Annotated in this window: 17 protein-coding genes; 6 read left to right on the top strand and 11 right to left on the bottom strand. The window is 69.9% G+C overall.

The features are described from left to right. Positions 1–32: 32 nt before the first annotated feature. The 6 genes from H6844_15760 to H6844_15735 all read right to left on the bottom strand — a co-directional run bounded on the left by H6844_15760 (position 33) and on the right by H6844_15735 (position 6,468). Entirely contained in the window at positions 33–2,123 is a 2,091-nt protein-coding gene (locus tag H6844_15760; protein ID MCB9930859.1) for a hydantoinase/oxoprolinase family protein, read from the bottom strand. Between the two features lie 67 nt (positions 2,124–2,190). After that, positions 2,191–3,102 (bottom strand): DMT family transporter, encoded by a 912-nt coding sequence (locus H6844_15755; protein MCB9930858.1) that lies wholly within the window; start codon positions 3,100–3,102, stop codon positions 2,191–2,193. Continuing rightward, complete coding sequence (locus tag H6844_15750; GenBank protein MCB9930857.1) at positions 3,093–3,620, bottom strand: nitroreductase family protein; 528 nt, start codon at positions 3,618–3,620, stop codon at positions 3,093–3,095. The genes H6844_15755 and H6844_15750 overlap by 10 nt, the downstream gene beginning before the upstream one ends. A gap of 57 nt (positions 3,621–3,677) precedes the next feature. Continuing rightward, complete coding sequence (locus tag H6844_15745) at positions 3,678–4,505, bottom strand: amino acid ABC transporter substrate-binding protein (protein MCB9930856.1); 828 nt, start codon at positions 4,503–4,505, stop codon at positions 3,678–3,680. 116 nt (positions 4,506–4,621) lie between these two features. Beyond that, on the bottom strand, positions 4,622–5,161 hold the full coding sequence (locus H6844_15740; protein ID MCB9930855.1) for an invasion associated locus B family protein: 540 nt from the start codon (positions 5,159–5,161) through the stop codon (positions 4,622–4,624). A gap of 68 nt (positions 5,162–5,229) precedes the next feature. Then, complete coding sequence (locus tag H6844_15735; GenBank protein MCB9930854.1) at positions 5,230–6,468, bottom strand: alpha-hydroxy-acid oxidizing protein; 1,239 nt, start codon at positions 6,466–6,468, stop codon at positions 5,230–5,232. Positions 6,469–6,508: 40 nt separating this feature from the next. On the opposite strand from H6844_15735, the gene H6844_15730 reads away from it, so the two are divergent. The 4 genes from H6844_15730 (at position 6,509) to H6844_15715 (ending at position 12,291) form a co-directional block, all read left to right on the top strand. Continuing rightward, positions 6,509–7,732: an amidase gene (locus tag H6844_15730; GenBank protein MCB9930853.1), complete on the top strand. Its 1,224-nt coding sequence runs from the start codon at positions 6,509–6,511 to the stop codon at positions 7,730–7,732. Next, entirely contained in the window at positions 7,725–10,148 is a 2,424-nt protein-coding gene (locus tag H6844_15725; GenBank protein ID MCB9930852.1) for an FAD-dependent oxidoreductase, read from the top strand. The genes H6844_15730 and H6844_15725 overlap by 8 nt, the downstream gene beginning before the upstream one ends. Before the next feature lie 273 nt (positions 10,149–10,421). Beyond that, positions 10,422–11,315, top strand: coding sequence for a branched-chain amino acid aminotransferase (locus tag H6844_15720; protein MCB9930851.1), 894 nt, complete (start codon positions 10,422–10,424; stop codon positions 11,313–11,315). A gap of 157 nt (positions 11,316–11,472) precedes the next feature. Next, positions 11,473–12,291, top strand: a complete 819-nt coding sequence (locus H6844_15715; GenBank protein MCB9930850.1) for a class II glutamine amidotransferase — start codon at positions 11,473–11,475, stop codon at positions 12,289–12,291. Positions 12,292–12,334: 43 nt separating this feature from the next. On the opposite strand, the gene H6844_15710 is transcribed toward H6844_15715, so the two are convergent. From H6844_15710 to H6844_15700, 3 genes are all read right to left on the bottom strand, one after another. After that, positions 12,335–13,342, bottom strand: coding sequence for a site-specific tyrosine recombinase XerD (locus H6844_15710; GenBank protein ID MCB9930849.1), 1,008 nt, complete (start codon positions 13,340–13,342; stop codon positions 12,335–12,337). Beyond that, positions 13,245–14,441: a hypothetical protein gene (locus H6844_15705; protein ID MCB9930848.1), complete on the bottom strand. Its 1,197-nt coding sequence runs from the start codon at positions 14,439–14,441 to the stop codon at positions 13,245–13,247. The genes H6844_15710 and H6844_15705 overlap by 98 nt, the downstream gene beginning before the upstream one ends. A 369-nt stretch (positions 14,442–14,810) precedes the next feature. Further along, on the bottom strand, positions 14,811–14,951 hold the full coding sequence (locus H6844_15700; GenBank protein MCB9930847.1) for a hypothetical protein: 141 nt from the start codon (positions 14,949–14,951) through the stop codon (positions 14,811–14,813). A gap of 138 nt (positions 14,952–15,089) precedes the next feature. Here H6844_15700 and H6844_15695 point away from each other — a divergent pair, with 138 nt between their 5' ends. Next, on the top strand, positions 15,090–15,686 hold the full coding sequence (locus tag H6844_15695; GenBank protein MCB9930846.1) for a shikimate kinase: 597 nt from the start codon (positions 15,090–15,092) through the stop codon (positions 15,684–15,686). After that, complete coding sequence (locus tag H6844_15690) at positions 15,674–16,816, top strand: 3-dehydroquinate synthase (protein MCB9930845.1); 1,143 nt, start codon at positions 15,674–15,676, stop codon at positions 16,814–16,816. The genes H6844_15695 and H6844_15690 overlap by 13 nt, the downstream gene beginning before the upstream one ends. Positions 16,817–16,973: 157 nt before the next feature. On the opposite strand, the gene H6844_15685 is transcribed toward H6844_15690, so the two are convergent. Beyond that, positions 16,974–17,846 (bottom strand): DMT family transporter, encoded by an 873-nt coding sequence (locus tag H6844_15685; GenBank protein MCB9930844.1) that lies wholly within the window; start codon positions 17,844–17,846, stop codon positions 16,974–16,976. Continuing rightward, positions 17,843–18,721, bottom strand: coding sequence for a DMT family transporter (locus tag H6844_15680; protein MCB9930843.1), 879 nt, complete (start codon positions 18,719–18,721; stop codon positions 17,843–17,845). Before H6844_15680 ends, H6844_15685 begins: the two co-directional genes overlap by 4 nt. Positions 18,722–18,787 lie beyond the last annotated feature (66 nt).

The raw sequence follows: 18,787 nt of genomic DNA, 5'->3' as shown, positions 1-18,787 counted from the left end.
ATTCGCTCGGAGATCCCGGCCCGCGCCCCGGATCAAGTCCGGGGCTCGGCCGGGAAAGCTCGGGCGGCGATGCGTGTTTGTGGCTCTGAGCCTGAGGCGCTGTCCCGCCGCTCCGCCAGCAGATTGCCGGCGCCGATATGGCGGATGCTCCAGCCGGCCGGCAGCCATAGGGTCGTATAGGGCTCCTCGATCACCATCGGCCCGCTCAACGCCGTGTCGCCGATGGCCTCGCGGGCGTAGACGGGTGCTTCCCGGCCATCGACCGTGCGGTGGCCCTTCGGTTCCGCCGCAGCGTGGGCGGCGCCGGCGACGATCCGGGCCTTGGCCAGCACGCCGCGCGCCACCAGACGCAGCGTGACGATTTCCGGGGTTTCGCTCAGATCCTGGTGGGCGAAGCGTTCCAGATGCAGGGCGTGGAAGGCAGCCACAGCCTGGGCCAGCCCTTGCGTGTCGAGGGCGCCCTGCCAGGGCACCAGCAACTCATAGCCCTGGCCGCGATAGCGCATGTCGGCGGCCAGATCGAGCCGGCGTTGCCCCGCCGGTACGCCGTCCCGCGCCAGCACGGCCTCGCCCGCCGCCCTGAGCCGCTCCGCCATTTCGGTCAGCACCGGCAGCGAGGCGTCGGTGGCGCCGAGCAGGCGCGTTTCGGCCAGGTCGTGGGCAATGTCGGCGAACAGGATGCCGCGCGCCGACAGCGTGCCGGGGTCGGTGGGGAACAGCACCCGGCGCATGTCCAATTCCGCCGCGACGCCGATGGCATGCAGGCCGGCCGCACCGCCGAACGGCACCAGCACGAAATCGCGCGGGTCCGCGCCTTTCTCGAACAGCGACAACCGGGCCGCGCTCGCCATGGCCGCGTTCGCCACCTGCACCATGCCCGCCGCCGCCCGTGGTGTGTCGATGCCGAGCGCGTCGGCCAGCGAGCCCACCGCCGCCACCGCCCGGTCCAGGTGCAGGGCCATGGCGCCGCCCAGGAAAAAGTCCGGGTCGAACAGGCCGCGCACCGCATTGGCGTCGGTGACGGCCGGGCGGGTGCCGCCGCGGCCATAGCAGGCGGGGCCGGGCTCCGCGCCGGCGCTTTCCGGGCCGACGCGCAGGCCGCCGCCGGTGTCGCGATAGCCGATGGAGCCGCCGCCGGCGCCGATGGTGCGGATTTCGATCATCGGCAGCCGCACCGGCAGGCCGTCAATGCTGCCCTCGGTCACCACCGTGGTGCGGCCGTCGCGGACCACGGCGATGTCGGTGGAGGTGCCGCCCATGTCGAGGCCGACCAGGTTCGCCTCCCCGGTGAGGGCCGCCAGTTGCTGCATCGCCATCGCCCCGCCGGACGGGCCGGAGAGCAACAGCCGCGCCGGTTGCTCCGCTGCGGTGGCCGGTGTGGTGACGCCGCCGTTGGACTGCACCAGATAGAGCACGGCGTTGACCCCGGCATCGGCCAGCCGTCGCTCGATCCGCTCCAGATAGGCGCCGACCACCGGCATCAGCAGCGCGTTCAGCACCGTGGTCGAACTGCGCTCGAACTCGCGCATTTCCGGGCTGACCCGGTGCGAGAGCGAGACGCGCAGGCCCGGCGCTTCCTCGCGCAGGATTTCCAGCGTCCGCAGTTCGTGGGCGAAATTGCGGTAGGCGTGCAGATAGCAGACCGCCACCGCCTCGACGCCATCCGCCACCAGGCGCCGGGCCAGCGCCCGCACTTCGCCCTCGTCCAGCGGCGTTTCCACCGTGCCGTCGGCCCGGATGCGTTCGGAAATATCGTAGCGGTGCTGGCGCGGGATCAGCAGCGCCCGCGGCTCGGCCTTCAGGCCGTAAATGTCCTTGCGCAGGTGCCGGCCGATTTCCAGCACGTCGCGGAACCCCTTGGTGGTCAGCAACGCCCCCCTGGCCAGCTTGCGCTCCAGCACCGCGTTGGTGGCAATTGTGGTGCCGTGCAGGATCAGGCCGATATCGCCGAGCGCAAAACCATAGCGCTCCGCCGCGCCCTTGAGGCCGGTCAGCAGGCCTTCCGACGGGTCGGCGGGGGTGGTCGGCGTCTTGAACGCCCAGCAGGCGCCGCTGGCCTCGTCGAGCAATTGCAAATCGGTGAAAGTGCCGCCGATATCGACGGCCACGCGGATCGGGGCCATGCGGAAACCAGTGCTGTTGCGGGGTGTCGGCTCTGGGCATAACCGACCGGAGGGCGCGCCGGCAAGGCTACCGTTTGGCGCCCTGCACCGCGATATAGAGCGTCGAGCCGACAATGACCGCACCGCCCAGCAGCGTGGTCAGAGTCGGCACCTCGCCGAAGACGACAAAGCCGATGGCCGCGGCGTAGAGCAGGCGGGTGTAGTCGAACGGTGCGACCGCGGTGGCATCGCCGGCGCGCAGGCCCATGACCGTGCAACTCTGGCCGAGCGTCGTGAACACGCCGATCATGGCCACCAGCAGGAATTCGTGCGGGTCGGGCATGCGCCAGTCGTAGAGCGCCGGGCCGGCGGCCAGCAGCGCCATCAGCCCATAGGCCCAGACCAGGATGGTGATCGGCGCCTCGGTCCGGGTCAGCGTCTTGATCGTGGTGGAGACGCCGGCGGCGAACAGGGCGGAGCCCAGCGCCACCAGCACCCAGTGGTCGATGCCGCCATTCGCGCCCGGCTGCATGGTGATGACGACGCCCAGAAAACCCACCACCGTCGCGGCGGCCCGGCGGATGTTCAGCGTCTCGCCGAGGAACAGCAGCGCCAGCAGGATAATGAACAGAATCCGGGTAAAGCCCAGCGTCGTGAACAGGGCCAGGTCCAGATGCGTGACCGCGAACACCATGGAGGTGAAGCCGCAAAACCCGACCACCGCGCGCAGCAGGTGCACGTGCGGGCGCTTGGTGCGCAGACGGCCGAAGCCCCCCTGGCGCGCCAGCGCCGGCATGATGATGACGAGCGCGAAGACCGAGCGCAGCAGCACGATCTGCCAGGGCGACATGGTCTTGCCCAGCACCTTGATGGTGACCGCCATGGCGGTCAGCCACACCGCCGCCATCATGATCCAGATGGCCCCACGCACATTGCCGGGAATGGCGAGCCAGCGTTGCTGCAACGGGCCGACCCAGGCCGGCATGGGAATCAGGGCCATGACGACCACTGCCGGCGCGGATCGGGTGCCGGGCGTTTTGTGGCGGTGGGCTCCGCCGGTGTGCCGAGGGTCAGGAACCCCACCAACCGCTCGTCCGCGTCCAGGCCCAGGGCGGCGCGGAGCGGCGGCGCCTCGGTCTTGCGCCCGCTCAGCAGGCTGCCGGCGAAACCGAGGGCGTCGGCCGCCAGCAGCATCTGCTGGGCGGCGGCGCCGACGGCAATCCATTGCTCGTGTTCGGGCACTTCGGGGCGATCGGGCACCGGGCGGGCGATCAGGGCCAGGATGACCGGGCCGGCTTGGGCCTTCTCCCGCGCCCGCTCCAGGCGCTGGGCGTCCGCCTCGGGGCGCAGCCAGCGTTCGGCCGCGGCAAAGGCGGTTGCGAGCAGCTCCCGATCCTCGACCAGCAGCAACCGCCAGGGGCGGAGCGCGCCGTGGTCGATGCCTCTCAGGCCGGCGGCGGCGATGCTATCGAGGGCTGTCGCGTCCGGACCCGGCGGCACCAGCCGGCGCGGCCGCACCGACCGCCGCTCCAACAGGGCTGCGAGCGCCGGAGGATGGAGCGGCCCGGGCACCGCTCAGTTCGGCAGCGGGGTAATGCGGTAGAGCGCCCGCACCAGCTTGCTCAACCGGTTGGAGCCGAAGGCGTCGTCGGCGATGGCGTCGATCCCGCCGCTCAGATACAGGCCGCTGATAGTCCGGTCCACCAGCAGACGGAACCGGCTGTCGCCCTTTGGCAGGGCCAGCGCATAGGGTTCGACGGTCAGATATTCCTCGGCAATCTGCAATGTGTCGGCGCCGGGAACGGTGTCCCGCAGCGTCACCAGCAGCGTCCGGTCCGCGAAATACACGTCGATCTCGCCTTTCAGCAGCGCCTCAATCCCATCGTGATGGTCGCGCATGGTGCGGAGATTGGCGCCGGGGAAGGTGTTGTGCAGCGCCGTCTCGGTTGTGGTGCCGGCCCGAACGCCCAGGCGCAAGGTGGCAACGTCATCCAGATTCTGCACCGCCGCGGCGTCGGCCACCAGCAAGCCCGCGCCGTCGACGAAGATCGGCAGCGAGAAGTCGACCCGTTCGCGCCGCGACAGCGTGGCCGTGGTCGGGCCGCAGAGAATGTCGATATCGCCGGCTTCCAGCTTGTCGAACCGGTTTTCGGCCCCGACCGCCACATACTGAATGACCAGGGCCGGCAGTTTCAGTTCGGCCCGGATTTCGTCGCCCACGGCACGGCAGATATCGAGCGAGTAGCCCTTCCGCTTGCCGGGCTCCGCTTCGGACGAAAACGGCGGCGCGTCGGTGCGATAGCCGAGCCGGAACGTCTTGGTTTCGGCGACGCGTTCCAGCACGCCCGCGGTGGCGGCATGGCCGAGCAGGGCCACAATCAGAATGACGGAGAGGCGCACCATGTTTCCGTACTCCCGGCGCTTGCGATGGGGACGGAATCAAAACTAGCCGACCGCAGGGCGGCCGGCTAGTCCGGTCTTGCTCTGGTACCGCGGGGTGCCGGCGAGGCCGGCCCGGATCAGCCCTGGGGCAGCGAAGACAGCGATTTGGTGAACCCGTTCAGCGAGAAAGGCGCGGCCACCTTCTTGTTGTTGGGCAGCACGAAGGTGATGGTTCCCTTGTTGCCGCGCTTCAGCAGCGAGACCAGCTTGTCGTCCATCGGACCGGCCACCAGGCAACGGGGCGGGTTGGACAGGCAGACCGCATACTGCAGCCGCAGCGGGCTGGAGTCATCGACCTTCAACTCCATGCCCGGTTGCAGCAGCACGCCCAGCGGGGTGAAGATGCGCAGCACGGGCTCCTTGCTGGGGCCGTAGCTGACGGCGATGCGCAGCCATTCCCGGTTGGTGTCTTTCTGCACCAGGATCTGCCGCATCTCGCAGACTTTTTTCTTGTCCTTCTCCGCTTCCTGACAGGCCACTTCCCAGTCGCCGTTGCGGGAGACTTCGATCTTCGGCTCGTTGGCGGCGGCGTCTTTTCCGTTCGATTGTTGTTGTGCCGCGAGCGGCAGGGGTGCCGCCAGCATCGCCACAACAAAAGCAACAAACATTTTGCGCATCAGTATGGGTCCCTCAGGTCGGTGGGCTAAATCGATGGACAGTTTGGAACGCAGACATCGCGGCAGACTTAATAGCCGGGATCGTTCAAGTCCAGATGGGGGTATATGCGATTGAGGACAGTCAGCCCGTTCAGGCCGGGTGGAATTGGCGCAGCGGTCGCCAGATAGCTCTCGTTCAACTCGGCCAGGCTGGTGACGCCCATCAGGCCCATGGCGGAAATGACCTCGTTCTCGAAGATTTCCAGCGCCCGCACCAGGGCCGGAATGCCGCCCGCCGCCAGCGCAAAGCCCTGCAGCCGGCCGAGGCCCACGGCATTGGCGCCCAGTGCGATGGCCTTGACCATGTCGAGGCCGCGCATGAAGCCGCCGTCGATCCAGACCTCCGCCTTGCCCTCGACGGCCTCGACCACCTCGCGCAGCGCATCCGCCGCGCCGCGGCCGTGGTCGAGCTGGCGCCCGCCATGGTTGGAGACATAGACCACGTCAACGCCATGCTCGACGGCGATTCGCGCGTCCTCCGCCGTCATGATTCCCTTGAGCGCCAGCGGGATCGCATGCTTCGCCTTGAAGTGCTCGACATCGCCCCAGTTGAGCGCCGCCTGATACTGCATGGCATTCACGCCGGCATCGACCATGCGTTGCCGACCGCGGGGGGCGTAGCGCTTGGCCTGGTCGCGCTCGCGCCGCGAATAGACCGCCGTATCCACCGTCAGGCAAAAGGCGCGGAAGCCCGCTTCCGTCGCCCGCGTGGCCGCGTCGTCGATGAACGAGCGGTCGCCGCGCACATAGAGCTGGAACATGGACGGTTTGGAAACGGACTTCGCCACCTCTTCCAGGCCGGGATCGCAGACGGACGAGAGCATGTGATCGCAGCCGAATTGCTCGGCGGCCTGCGCCGGCGCGACGCCGCCCTCGGGCGTGAACGACTCGATCGAGCCGATGGGCGCCAGGATCACCGGCAGCCGCTTGCGCGCGCCCAGCACGTCGCCGGACGGGTCGATGCTGGAGACGTCGCGCAGCACGCGCGGGCGGAAGGCGAACGACTCGAGCGCCAGGCGATTGCGCACCTGCGTGGTCTCGGTCTCGGCGCCGCCCGCCAGATAATCCCAGGCATTCTGGTTCAGATTGATGCGGGCCCGGTGCACGAATTCGTGCAGGGTCATGTATTCGCGCTCGGCGTACACGGACACGGGGCGTGGTTCCTCTGGAGCGTTCGCAAAATCGGCGGCCACCTTACTGCCCCGGTCCCGGTTCGCCAACCGGCGGAGGTTTCGGGGCCGGCGCGGACGCGCTAATGTCGCGCCCATGTCCCGCTTCCGTGCCGTTTTTGCCGCCGAGCCACCGCCCATGCCCGACCCCGTCGCCAAGACCGCTGCCTATCTGGATGCAATCGCCGCCCAGAATCCCCGGCTGAATGCCTATGTCCGCGTCACCGCCGATCTGGCGCGCGCCCAAGCGGCGGAGGCGGCAACGGCCCGCTCGCCGGTTCAGGGCTGGTGCCTGGCGGTGAAGGACAATATCGACGTCGCCGGCGTCGCCACCGCGAACGGCCTGCCGGGCGGCTCGGTGGCGGCGGCGGATGCGCCGGCGGTGGCGCGGCTGAAGCGGGCCGGCGCCATCATCCTCGGCAAGACCAACCTGCACGAGGCGGCGCTGGGCTCGACCACGAACAATCCGCACTGGGGGGCGACGCACAACCCGTTGCGCCAGGGCTACACCGCCGGTGGTTCGTCCGGCGGCTCGGCCGCGGCGGTGGCGGCGGGGCTGTGCGACGCGGCGCTGGGGTCGGACACGATGGGCTCGATCCGGGTGCCGGCGGGCCATTGCGGCCTGGTGGGCTTCAAGCCAACCTTCGATGCCATCCCGTGCGAGGGGGTGGCGCCGCTCTGCTGGGCGCTGGACCATGTCGGGCCGATCACCCGCACCGTGGCGGACGCGCGGGCGTTGTTCCGGGTCCTGGCCGATGCGGCGGAGTCGATGGGCGCGTCGGCGAATCCCCGGGTGGTGAAGCTCTCCGCCTTCGAGGCGCTGCCGCTGGAGCCGGCGGTGGAGCGGGCCTATGCGGAAAGCCTCCGCCGGATCGAGGCGCTCTGGCGGCCGGTTGAGACCGTGGATCTGCCCGGCTTCGACCCGCAGACGCTCCGCCGCGCCGCGCTGCTGGCGATCGAGGCGGACGCCGCGGCGATCCACGCAGGCAATTTCGACGCCTTCTCACCGGAGGTGCGCCGGATGCTGGACTATGGCGCGGCCCTCACCGCACCGCGCCTTGCCCTGGCCTTGGAGCAATTGCGGCAGGCGAAGGCGGCCATTCTGCGCCTGTTCCGGCAGGTGGACGTCATCGTCTCGCCCACCACCGCCATGACCGCCTTCCCGCTGGACACGCCCGCGCCGCCGGGACATTCGGATTTCATGGGCCTGGCCGTGGTCGCCGGCGCGCCGGCCCTCTCCCTGCCCATGCCGGTGGCGGACGGCGCGTTGCCGGCGGGCCTGCAACTGATCGCGGCACCGGGGCGGGACACGGCTTTGCTGGACTGGGCCGAGGCCGCCGAGGGAGCGCTGTGTCATGGCTGACCTGCCCAACCAGGCCAAGATCGTCATTGTCGGCGGTGGCATTGTCGGCTGCTCCATCGCCTACCATCTGGCCAGGCTCGGCGAGAGCGACGTGCTGCTGCTGGAGCAAGGGCAGTTGTCCGGCGGCACGACCTGGCATGCGGCGGGGCTGGTGGGGCAACTTCGCGCGACGCACAACCTGACCCGGCTCGCAAAATACGGGGCGGACCTGTACGAAACCCTGGAGAGCGAGACCGGCCAGGCCACCGGCTTCCGCCGCACCGGCTCGATCAGCGTCGCCCGCACCGCCGCCCGCACCGAGGAACTGCGCCGCGGTCTCGCCATGGCCGCCTGTTTCGGCGTCGACATGCACGAGATCTCGTTGGCCGAGGCGCAGGCGAAAATTCCCCTGATGGCGGTGGATGACCTCGACTCCGCCTTTTTCATCCCCGGCGACGGCATGACCAACCCGACCGACACCACCCAGGCGCTCGCCCGCGGCGCGCGGCGGGGCGGCGTCACCATCCGCGAGGGCGTCAAGGTCGAGCGGATCGAGCGGGCCGGACGCTCCCCCGCCGCGGTGGTGACGAACCGGGGCCGCGTCGCCTGCGAGCGGGTGGTGCTGGCGGGCGGGCTCTGGACCCGCGAACTGGCGCGGCCGCTGGGCGTCGCCGTGCCGCTGCACGCGGCCGAGCACATGTATATCGTCACCCGGCCCATCGAGGGCGTGGTCCGCAACCAGCCGGTGCTGCGCGACCCCGACGGCTATCTCTATGCCAAGGAGGAGGTGGGCGGCCTCGTCCTCGGCGGGTTCGAGCCGAACGCCAAGCCCTGGGGCCGCGGCACCGACGTGCCCGACGACTTCGTCTTCCAACTGCTGCCGGAGGACTGGGACCAGTTCGAGCCGTTCATGACCAACGGCCTGCAACGCCTGCCCTGCCTGGAGAGCGCGCAAATCCGCCAGCTTCTGGTCGGGCCGGAGAGCTTCACGCCGGACAACGCCTATTGCCTGGGCGCGGCGCCCGGCTGGCAGGGCCTCTATATCGCCGCCGGCTTCAACTCGGTCGGCATCGCCAGCGCAGCGGGCGCCGGCAAGGCGCTGGCGGAATGGATCACCGCCGGCACGGCCACCATGGACCTGACCGACATCGACATCCGCCGCTTTCACGGCTGGGAGGGCAATCGCGGCTATCTGGCGGCGCGGGTGACCGAGACGGTTGGCACGCTCTATGCCATGCACTGGCCCTATCGCCAGATGACCACCGGCCGGGGCGTGCGCCGCTCGCCGTTGCACGCGGCATTGGCAGGCGAGGGGGCTTGTTTCGGGCAGGTCGCCGGCTGGGAGCGGCCGAACTGGTTCGCCGCCGCCGGACAGACGCCCGAATACGCCTATACCTATGGCCGCCCGAACTGGTTCGCGAACCATCGCGCCGAGCACATGGCGGTGCGCGAGGCCTGCGGCCTGTTCGACATGGCGAGCTATGGCAAGCTGCTGCTGCAAGGCCGCGACGCCGAGCGCGTGCTGGCCCGCCTCTCTGCCAACGAGGTGCGCGTCGCGCCGGGGCGCGTCGTCTACACGCAGATGCTGAACGCCCGCGGCGGCATCGAGTGCGACCTGACCGTGGCGCGGCTGGACGGCGACCGCTTCCTGATCGTGACGTCCTGCGCCTCCACCGCCCGCGACCGGGCCTGGATCGAGGACCATATCGGCGACGACGACCGCGCCGCGCTGACCGACATCACCTCCGGCCTCGGCGCGTTTTCGGTGATGGGGCCGAATGCCGTCGCCCTGCTGGAACGGGTCAGCGGCGAGACGCTGGACGACGCCCGCTGCCCGTTCGGCCACTGGACAGAGGTGGAGATCGGCTGCGCCACGGCCCGGGCCATGCGCATTACCTATGTCGGCGAGCGCGGCTTCGAGCTTTATCTGCCGACCGAGATGGTCGCGCACGCCTATGAGGCGGTGCGCGCCGCCGGCGCCGATCACGGTCTGCGACTCGCCGGCTATCACACGCTGGATTCGTGCCGGATCGAAAAGGCCTTCCGCCATTGGGGCCACGACATCGGCCCGGACGACACGCCGCTGGAGGCGGGCCTGGGATTTGCGGTGCGCAGCGAGGCGGCCTATCTGGGCCGCGACGCCATCGAGCGCCAGCGTCAGGAGGGCGTCGCGCGCGTGCTGCGCCAGTTCCGGCTGGAAGACCCGGCGGAGCACCTGTTCCATGACGAGGCGATCTGGCACGACGGCCAGCCGATCGGGCGCATCACGTCCGGCAATTACGGCCACGCCCTGGGCAGCGCCATCGGCCTGGGCTATGTGCCGGCGGCGCTGGCGGACGAAGACCGCTTCACCATCCGGGTTGCCGACCGCCGGGTCGAGGCCCGCGCCAGCCGCCGCCCCCTCTACGACCCCAAAAGCGAACGGGTGAGGGGGTAGGTCTCCGGCAAAGAAGACGCAGCGGCGCCAGGGACTTTGACTTGCTCCTGTCGCCGCGCGCTTTACGATGCCGAGCGCGTGCGGGAAGGATAGGGTCTCGCCGTGGGTTTTTGCGCCTGTTAGAGTCGGATCCCGAAGTGCGGAATGGGTGTTGCGCCTTGTGAAAATTGCCTCTAGCGCGTGAAAAGCGACAGAAAAACACAATGACAGGCGCAAAATTGGAAGATAATTTCGCGCCCAACGAAACTGATAGCCCGTAAGGAGTTCCTCGCCATGGCCGAGGCCCCGTTGATCCCGTTTGACGACCGCGATGGATATATCTGGCTGGACGGCAAACTCGTGCCCTGGCGCGACGCGAAACTGCATGTCCTGACCCACGGCCTGCACTATGCCAGCGCCGTGTTCGAGGGCGAGCGTTGCTACACCGGCAACATCTATGCCTGCCGCGAGCACTCGGACCGGCTGCGCAAGTCGGCCGAAATCCTGGGCTTCGAGGTTCCTTTCACCTCCGAGGAACTGGACGCCGCCAAGTATGCGACCCTAAAGGCCAACAACCTGACCGAGGCCTATGTCCGCCCCATCGCCTGGCGCGGCACGGAGCAGATGGGCGTTTCGGCGCAAAAGAACCGCATCCATGTCGCCATCGCGGTGTGGGAATGGCCGTCCTACTTCTCGCCGGAAGCGCTGATGAAGGGCATCCGCATGAAGACCGGCCCGTGGAAGCGGCCGCCGCCGGAAAGCGCGCCGGTGCATTCCAAGGCCACCGGCCTCTACATGATCTGCACCCTCTCCAAGCACTGGGCGGAAGAGCAGAAGATCGACGACGCCATGATGCTGGACTGGCGCGGCTTCGTTGCCGAGGGCACCGGCGCCAACATCTTCCTGAACATCGACGGCAAGCTGCACACGCCGACGCCGGATTGCTTCCTGAACGGCATCACCCGCCAGAGCGTGATGCGTCTGGCCAAGGAACGGCAGATCGAAATCGTCGAGCGCCACATCCCCTACGAGGATCTGGGCAAGGCCAGCGAGGTGTTCGTGACCGGCACCGCCGCCGAGCTGACGCCGGTCGGCGAAATCGACGATTACAAGTTCACGGTCGGCAGCATGACCCAGACGCTGATGAACGCCTATTCCACCATGGTGCGCTCCGGCGGCCAGAAGTGACCGATTGCGCCTGAGCGGCCGTTTCCGGTCGATCCGATGCGGCGGTGCCTCCGGGCGCCGCCGCTTTTCGTTCGGCTTGTGAAAATAGGCGTTGCCGGCGCCGCACCCCTGGCTCACCATTCCCCGCGATCGGAGTCACAGGCTTGGGAGAGGCGGGATGTGTCGCTGGCTGGCCTATATTGGTCCACCGGTAGAGATGGCGGCGCTGGTGTTGCGCCCGCGCCATTCCCTGGTGCGCCAGAGCCTTTCATCGTCGCGCGGCGTGACGCCGGTGAACGGGGACGGGTTCGGGCTGGCCTGGTGGGGCAACAAGCCGGAGCCCGGCCGCTTTTGCGACACGCTGCCGGCCTGGAACGACGCGAACCTGCGCAGCCTGACCGAGCAGATCGAGTCGCGCCTGTTCTTCGCCCATGTCCGCGCCTCGACCGGCACCGAGACCAGCCGCGCCAACTGCCACCCGTTCACCTATCGCCACATGGGCTTCATGCACAACGGCCAGATCGGCGGCTGGTATCACATCCGCCGCGCGGTGGAGGCCCTGATTCCGGATGACCTCTATCGCGAGCGCAAGGGCACCACGGACACCGAGGCCCTGTTCCTGCTGGCCGTCGCCAACGGCCTGCTCGACGACCCGCTGGGCGGCCTGGCCCGGGCGGTCGGGCTGGTGCGGGGCGAAATGCTGGCGGCGGGGATCACCCAGCCTTTCCGCATGACCTCCGCCATCAGCGATGGCGAGCGCGTGGTGTGCGCCCGTTGGTCGTCGGACGGTCAGTCGCCGTCTTTGTTCTCCGCACCGTCGTCGGCGATTTCCGGCTTTACCAGCCATGACCTGGGCCTGGAGAATGCCTGGCTCATCCTGTCCGAACCGCTGGACGAGGAGGCGGACGACTGGTCGCCGGTCGCCGAGGGCTCGGCCTTGATCGCCGCACCGGACTCCGCCGTCTGCCTGTCGTTCGAGCCGGAACTTCCCGCCTGATCCGATGGCCCCCTGATCCGTTGGCCCCTGATCCGAGGGGCCGTCACTCCGCCAGCGGATGATGCCCCAGCACCAGGGCGCGGCGACGCTCTTCCAGAACATGGGTGTAGATCTGGGTGGTGCCGATGTCGGCATGGCCGAGCAGGGTTTGCAGCGCCCGCAGGTCGGCGCCATGGGCCAGCAGGTGCGTGGCGAAGGCATGGCGCAGCACGTGCGGCGAGACCTTGTCCGGGTCGAGCCCGGCCTCCAGCGCCAGCGCCTTCAGCAACTGGCCGACCCGGCGCCGGGTCAGATAGCCCTCGGCGCTGCGCGAGGGGAACAGCCATTTCGCCAGCCCCGGCTCGGTCACGAACACGCCCCGCACCGCCAGATAGCGGTCGAGCGCGGCGACCGCGGCGCTGCCGACCGGCACCATGCGCTCGCGCCCGCCCTTACCGCGCAGCCAGATCGCGCCGGCGCCGGCGCCCTGGCGCGCCGCCGCGAGCGGCAGGCTGACCAGTTCGCTCACCCGCAGGCCGGTGGCGTAGAGCAGTTCGATCAGCGCGGCGAGGCGCGCCCCCTCCGGGCCGTCCATGGCCGCGGCGGTTGTCAGCAGAGCGTCCACCTCCGCCGCGCTCAGCACTTTCGGCAGCGTCTGGCCGCGACGGGGCGAGTCGAGGGCGGTCGTCGGGTCGTCCTCCCGCCGGCCTTCGCTGACGAGATAGCCATAGAATTGCCGCAGCGCCGACAGCCGCCGCGCCTGGGTGCTCGGCGCCAGACCGGCCTTGGCCATGGCCTGGACCGCGCGGCGCAGGTCGTCTGCCGAGGCCGACGGCAGCGCCTGCGGATGCAGCGCCGTCGCGACCGCGCGCAGGTCGCGGCCATAGGCTTCCAGCGTGTTGCGGGCCGCGCCGCGCTCGGCCGCCAGGGTTTCCAGAAACGCCTCGACCGCCGGATCGGCGGCCGGCACCGGATCAGAGGCCGCTGCCAACGGCCAGTTCCAGCGCGATGGCCCGTGCGTCGGCCGGGCTGAGACGGGCCAGCGTTCCGACGGCCTGGACCTGCAAGCCATGGCTGGGCCGCTCGGTCCCGGCGAGCGCGTTCAGGGCCAGGAGGGCGGCTTCGCCCAGCGGCGCCTCGGCAATGGCGCGGGCGGTCTTGGACCGGTCGGCTTTCGGCCCCCTGGCCTTGGGTACCGGCTGTCCCAGGGCCTGTAGCAGGCCGGCGACCAGGGCGATTTCATCCTTGCCGGGTTTGACGGCCTGCTGCCAGGCCGGCCACCAGACCTCCGGCGGCGGCACGGGCTCGCCGGCCAGCGCCAGCACCGCATAGGCGGAGTGCAGGGTCTTGGCGCCCGCCACGGTCAGGCTGGCCGTGCGGAATGCGTCCTGCCAGTCGCCGATGGCCGCGGGGTCGTCGGCGATCAGCGCCGCGCGCAGGGCGCGGGCGGCATAGGCGGGGTGCGATGTGGGCGCATCCGGCCGCGCCGGCGCAAACGCCAGGGAGAACGGCGCCAGCTGGGCGTAAACCCCCGCCGTCTGCGCGGCATCCCAGAACGATTCCGCCGCCACCTCCGCGCCGGCGCCGCCCTGGATATAGGCCATCTGGCGATAGGCGGTGCCGAGCGGCGTCGTCAGTTCGCTCGCCAGATAGAGTTGCACCAGCAGGTCGGCCGGCAACAGATTCGCCGCCACCGCCCGCTCCGCCGCGGCGGTGCGCGGCTCCAGGCCGGCGGCGGGATAGCGGGCGATGCCGCTGGCCACGTCCGCCGGCATGTCCGCCCAGGTCCTGGGCAGGGCCATGGGCTGGCTCAGGGCGCGGAACATGGCGAGATGCAGCGGCTTGGACGGCATCACCGACGGGCCGGTCGGTCGGTCCGGGAACTGCCTTGCCAGGAACAGGTGGGCGAAGACCGCATCGTCACCATCCTGCTTGTCCGCCAGTTCGTCCGCCAGCATCACGCCGACCATGGCGGCCTCTTCCTGGCTCCGCAGCAGGCGGCAGAAGGCGGCCAGGCGCTGCCAGTCGGCCGTCGCGGCCGCGTCCCCGGCCTCCGCCGGCAGGGCACAGGCGCCGGCCAGGTCGTAACGCAGCAGCGCCACCCGGGCGCGGGCGTCCCAGTAGGGCGTCTGGCGCAGGCTCGGGTCGATGCGGCCGGCGAGGCCGAGCACGTCCTGCTCCGCCCCCAGGCGGGCGAAAGCGCGGCGAGGCGCAGGCTCGCCAGCGACGGCTCCACGGCCGCGCCGGTCGGCGGCAGCGCGGCCACGCGCAACAGGCGGACCAGCGCCCGGTGCTGGGCGGGGCTCCGCACTTCCGCCGGAATGGCGGCGAGGGCGGCGGCCAGCCGCTCGGGCGAACTGCCGAGCCACACGCTCTCCGGCAGGCCGGCTTCGGCAGGCTGGACCAGACCCACGCCTTCCGGGCTGGCGTCCAGGAACCGCACGGTCTGGGCGTTCGCGACCGGCACTGCCAGCACCAACGCGCCCAGGGCCAGGGCGGCGAGCCCGCGGCGCCTCTCGCTCCGGCGGCCGGACAGCCCTCTAGCGTTCGAAGCGGGCATTCGGCAGGGTCTTCTCAATGGTCTGGGTTGGGGGCGGGATATCGCCCATGGCGATGTAAAGGGCGCCGCCCAGGGCGGCAATTACCGCCAGGCCAATCAGGGACAAAACAATCTTGGCCATCCGCGGGGGATCCTTGGTCTTTGCCGGGTCGGGGATGGTTCATCGCGTCGCAACGCGACGGCTCTGTGTCACTTTAGCGGATTCTGGCGCGCGGCATAGCTTGACGATCGGCCCCTTCCTGCGCCATGGAATCGCGCCATGACCAGAGTCACCGTCGCGGCGGACGCCGCCAACCCCGATATCGTCGCCCGCCCCGACCGAACCATCGTCCTGGTCGGCATGATGGGCGTGGGCAAAACCACCATCGGCAAGCGCCTGGCGCAACGCCTCGGCATGGACTTCATCGACGCGGACGCGGAGATCGAGAAGGCCGCCGGCTGCACCATTCCCGAAATCTTCGAGAAGTTCGGCGAGGCCCAGTTCCGCGACGGCGAGCGCCGCGTCATCGCCCGCCTGCTGCGCGAGGAGCCGGCGCATGTGCTGGCCGCGGGTGGCGGCGCCTTCAACGACCCGGAGACCCGCGAGCGCATTGCCGAGCGCGGCATCTCGGTCTGGCTGCACGCCGACCTCGACGTGCTGGCCAAGCGCGTCGCCCGCCGCAACAACCGCCCGTTGCTGGCCGGCGGCGACATCGAGCAGAAGCTGGTCGCCCTGATGGAACAGCGCGGGCCGATCTATGCCCTGGCCGAACTCGACGTTGACACCGGCGAGGGCGAGCCGGAGGACAGCGTCGACACGCTGGTGCAGAAGCTGGAGGACGGCGGCTATATGAAGGTCTACGCATGCCGGCCCTGAGCGGCGTTCAGCGCCTGTCGGTCGATCTGGGCGGAGCCGCGGTCGACCGCTCCTACGACATTCTGATCGGGCCGGGCCTGATCGCGGCGGCGGGCCGGTTGATCGCCGAGCGCCTGCCGGGGCGCCGTGCCGTGGTTCTGACCGACAGCCATGTCGGCCCGCTCTATGCCGACGCGATGACCGACTCGCTCAAGGCCGCCGGCATCGCCTCGGAGACCCTGACCATCCCCGCCGGCGAGGCTGCGAAGAGCTTCGATCAGCTGGGGGCGCTGCTGGACCGGTGCCTGGACGCGGGGCTCGACCGCAAGAGTTTCCTGGTGGCGCTGGGGGGCGGCGTGGTCGGCGATCTGGGCGGCTTCCTGGCGGCGATCCTGTTGCGCGGCATCGACTATGTGCAGGTGCCGACGACGCTGCTGTCGCAGGTGGACAGTTCGGTCGGCGGCAAGACCGCGATCAACACCCGCCACGGCAAGAACCTGGTCGGCGCCTTCCACCAGCCGCGGCTGGTTCTGGCGGACACGGATGCGCTGGCGAGCCTGCCGAAGCGGGAATTGCTCGCCGGCTATGCGGAGGTCGCGAAATACGGCCTGATCGACCAGCCGGCCTTCTGGGACTGGCTCGAAGAAAAGGCCGAGGGCGTGCTGGCGCTGGAGCCGACGGCACTGGCCCACGCGGTCCGCGTCAGTTGCGAGGCCAAGGCCGCCGTCGTCGCCGCCGACGAGCGCGAGGGCGGGGCGCGGGCGCTGCTCAATCTCGGCCACACGTTCGGCCATGCGCTGGAGGCCGAGGCGGGCTATGGCGGCCAGGTGCTGCATGGCGAGGCGGTCTCTGTCGGCATGGTGCTGGCCTTCCGCCATTCCGCGCGCCTCGGCCTGTGCGAGGGCGCGGTGGCGGACCGGGTGGAGCGGCATCTGGCCGGTGTCGGCCTGCCGGTGGCGCCGCGAGAGGTCATGGGCCAGCAACCGCCGACCATCGACCGGCTGATGGCGCGCATGGCCTCCGACAAGAAGACGGAGGCCGGCCGGCTCACCCTGATCCTGGCCCACGGCATTGGGCAAAGCTTCATTGCCAAGGACGCCGACGCCGCCGCGGTCCGCGCCACCTGGGCCGACGCATTGGCGGCCGGCTAACCACCGCGGCCGGTGAGAGTGATCCCCGGAGGTGGCGGAGCCGCCATCCGGGGCCGGTGTCTTCATCCGAACACCGACCCGCCCGAGTTCGCACGCCGCAACCGGGCCCGGATCGGCGCTTCGCACTGTCCGGGGAACAGGCGCGCTTTTTGACGGCCTAAAGCCGTCGCCGGCGCCGGCCCTCCGCCGCGGTGATGTAGGTGACGCTGGCGAACACGATCAGCGCGCCGATGACCGTGAACCGGTCGGGAATCTCGGTATAGAGCAGGAAGCCGGCGACGGTGGCGAATGGCAGGCGCAGATAGTCGAACGGCATCACCACGCTCGCCTCGCCATGGCCGAGCGCACGGGTCATGCAGTATTGCGCACCGAAGCCGGAGGCGGCCAGCAGGCCGATCCAGGGCAACAGCGCCGCCGACGGTGTCACCCAGACCATCGCCGCCGGCACCGCCGACAACACCAGGATGATGGCATTGACGAGGAAGGTCATCTGCGCCACCGAATCCGTCCGCGTCATCAGCTTCACCACGGTGTTCGAGAGCGCGTAGAACACCGAGCATCCCAGCAGCGCCAGTGTCGCCGGGCTCACCTCGGCAAAGCCGGGGCGGACGATGACCAGCACGCCGGCAAACCCGGCCAGCGTCGCGAGCCAGCGCGCCAGGCCGGGCCGCTCGCCGAAGACCAATACCGCCAGCAGGATGGTGAACAGCGGATAGACCGCCTGCAACGCCGTCGCGTCGGCCAGCGGCGCGTGCGAGACGCCGTAGAACATCAGCGTGATGGCGCCGAAGGTGAAGAAGCCGCGGGCCAGATGCATCAGCGGCATGCCGGTCTTGAAGGCCCGGGCCCGGTTGCGCACCAGCCAGGGCAGCATCAGCAGCAGCGCGGTGCCGACCCGCAGGAACACGATCTCGAAGGTCGAGACCTCCGCCGAAAGCTGCCGCGCCGCGATGTACATGGCCGTCAGCGAGGCCGCCGTGCCGGTCATCCAGGCGATGCCGAGCGGGTTGCTGGCGCGAAGCCGGCTCATTTTCGCCGGGTCTCCGAGGCGGCGATATAGCTGACGCTGGCAAAGATGACGGCGCCGCCGGCCAGGGTGTAGGCGTCCGGCACCTCGCGATAGAGCAGGAAGCCCAGGATTGCCGCGAAGGGCAGGCGCAGATAGTCGAACGGCATCACGACGCTCGCCTCACCATGGGACAGCGCCCGCGTCAGGCACATGTGCGCGGCATAGCCGCTGAGCGCCAGCAGGCCGATCCACGGCACCGCCGCCAGCGGCGGCGTCACCCAGTCATAAAGGGCCGGGACGGCCGACAGCATCAGCACGGTGCCGTTGACCGAGAACACCAGCTGGGTCGGACGGTCGACGCCGGCCATCATGCGCACGATGGTGTTGGAGATCGCGTAGAAGATCGAGCAGCCGAGCAGCGCCGCCGTCGGCGGCCCGATGGCGGTAAAGCCGGGGCGGACGATCACCAGAATGCCGGCAAAGCCCACCAGCGCGGCCAGCCAGCGGCTCATGCCCGGCCGCTCGCCCAGCAGCAAGGCGACCAACAGGATGGTGAACAGCGGATAGGTCGATTGCAGCGCGCTGGCGTCGGCCAGCGGCGAATGCGCGACGCCGTAGAACAGCAGGCTCATGGCCGTGAACGTGCTGGCGCCGCGCAACAGGTGCATGGCCGGCCGCCTGGAGCGGAAGGCGTCGCGCTTCTCGCGCCAGAGCCAGGGCGCCATCAGTGCGATGGTGAAGACCGAGCGCAGGAACAGGATTTCGAAGGTGGGCAGCATCGCCCCCAGCTCGCGCACGGCCACGAACAGGCCCGAAAACGCGACGGCCGCGCCCAGCATCCAGGCAATGCCGAGCGGGTTGTTGACGGGTGGTTTGTTTGCGGGCGGGCGGGTCATCGGCGCAGCGAGGCTCCGGCGAGGGGCGAGCGGAAACCGGCCAACGAAAAACGCCGCCCCGCAGGT

This window comes from Alphaproteobacteria bacterium, assembly GCA_020638555.1.
Taxonomy (GTDB): domain Bacteria; phylum Pseudomonadota; class Alphaproteobacteria; order Bin95; family Bin95; genus JACKII01.
The sequence above is the reverse complement of the archived record's forward strand: the minus strand, read 5'-3'. Positions and strand labels throughout refer to the sequence as shown.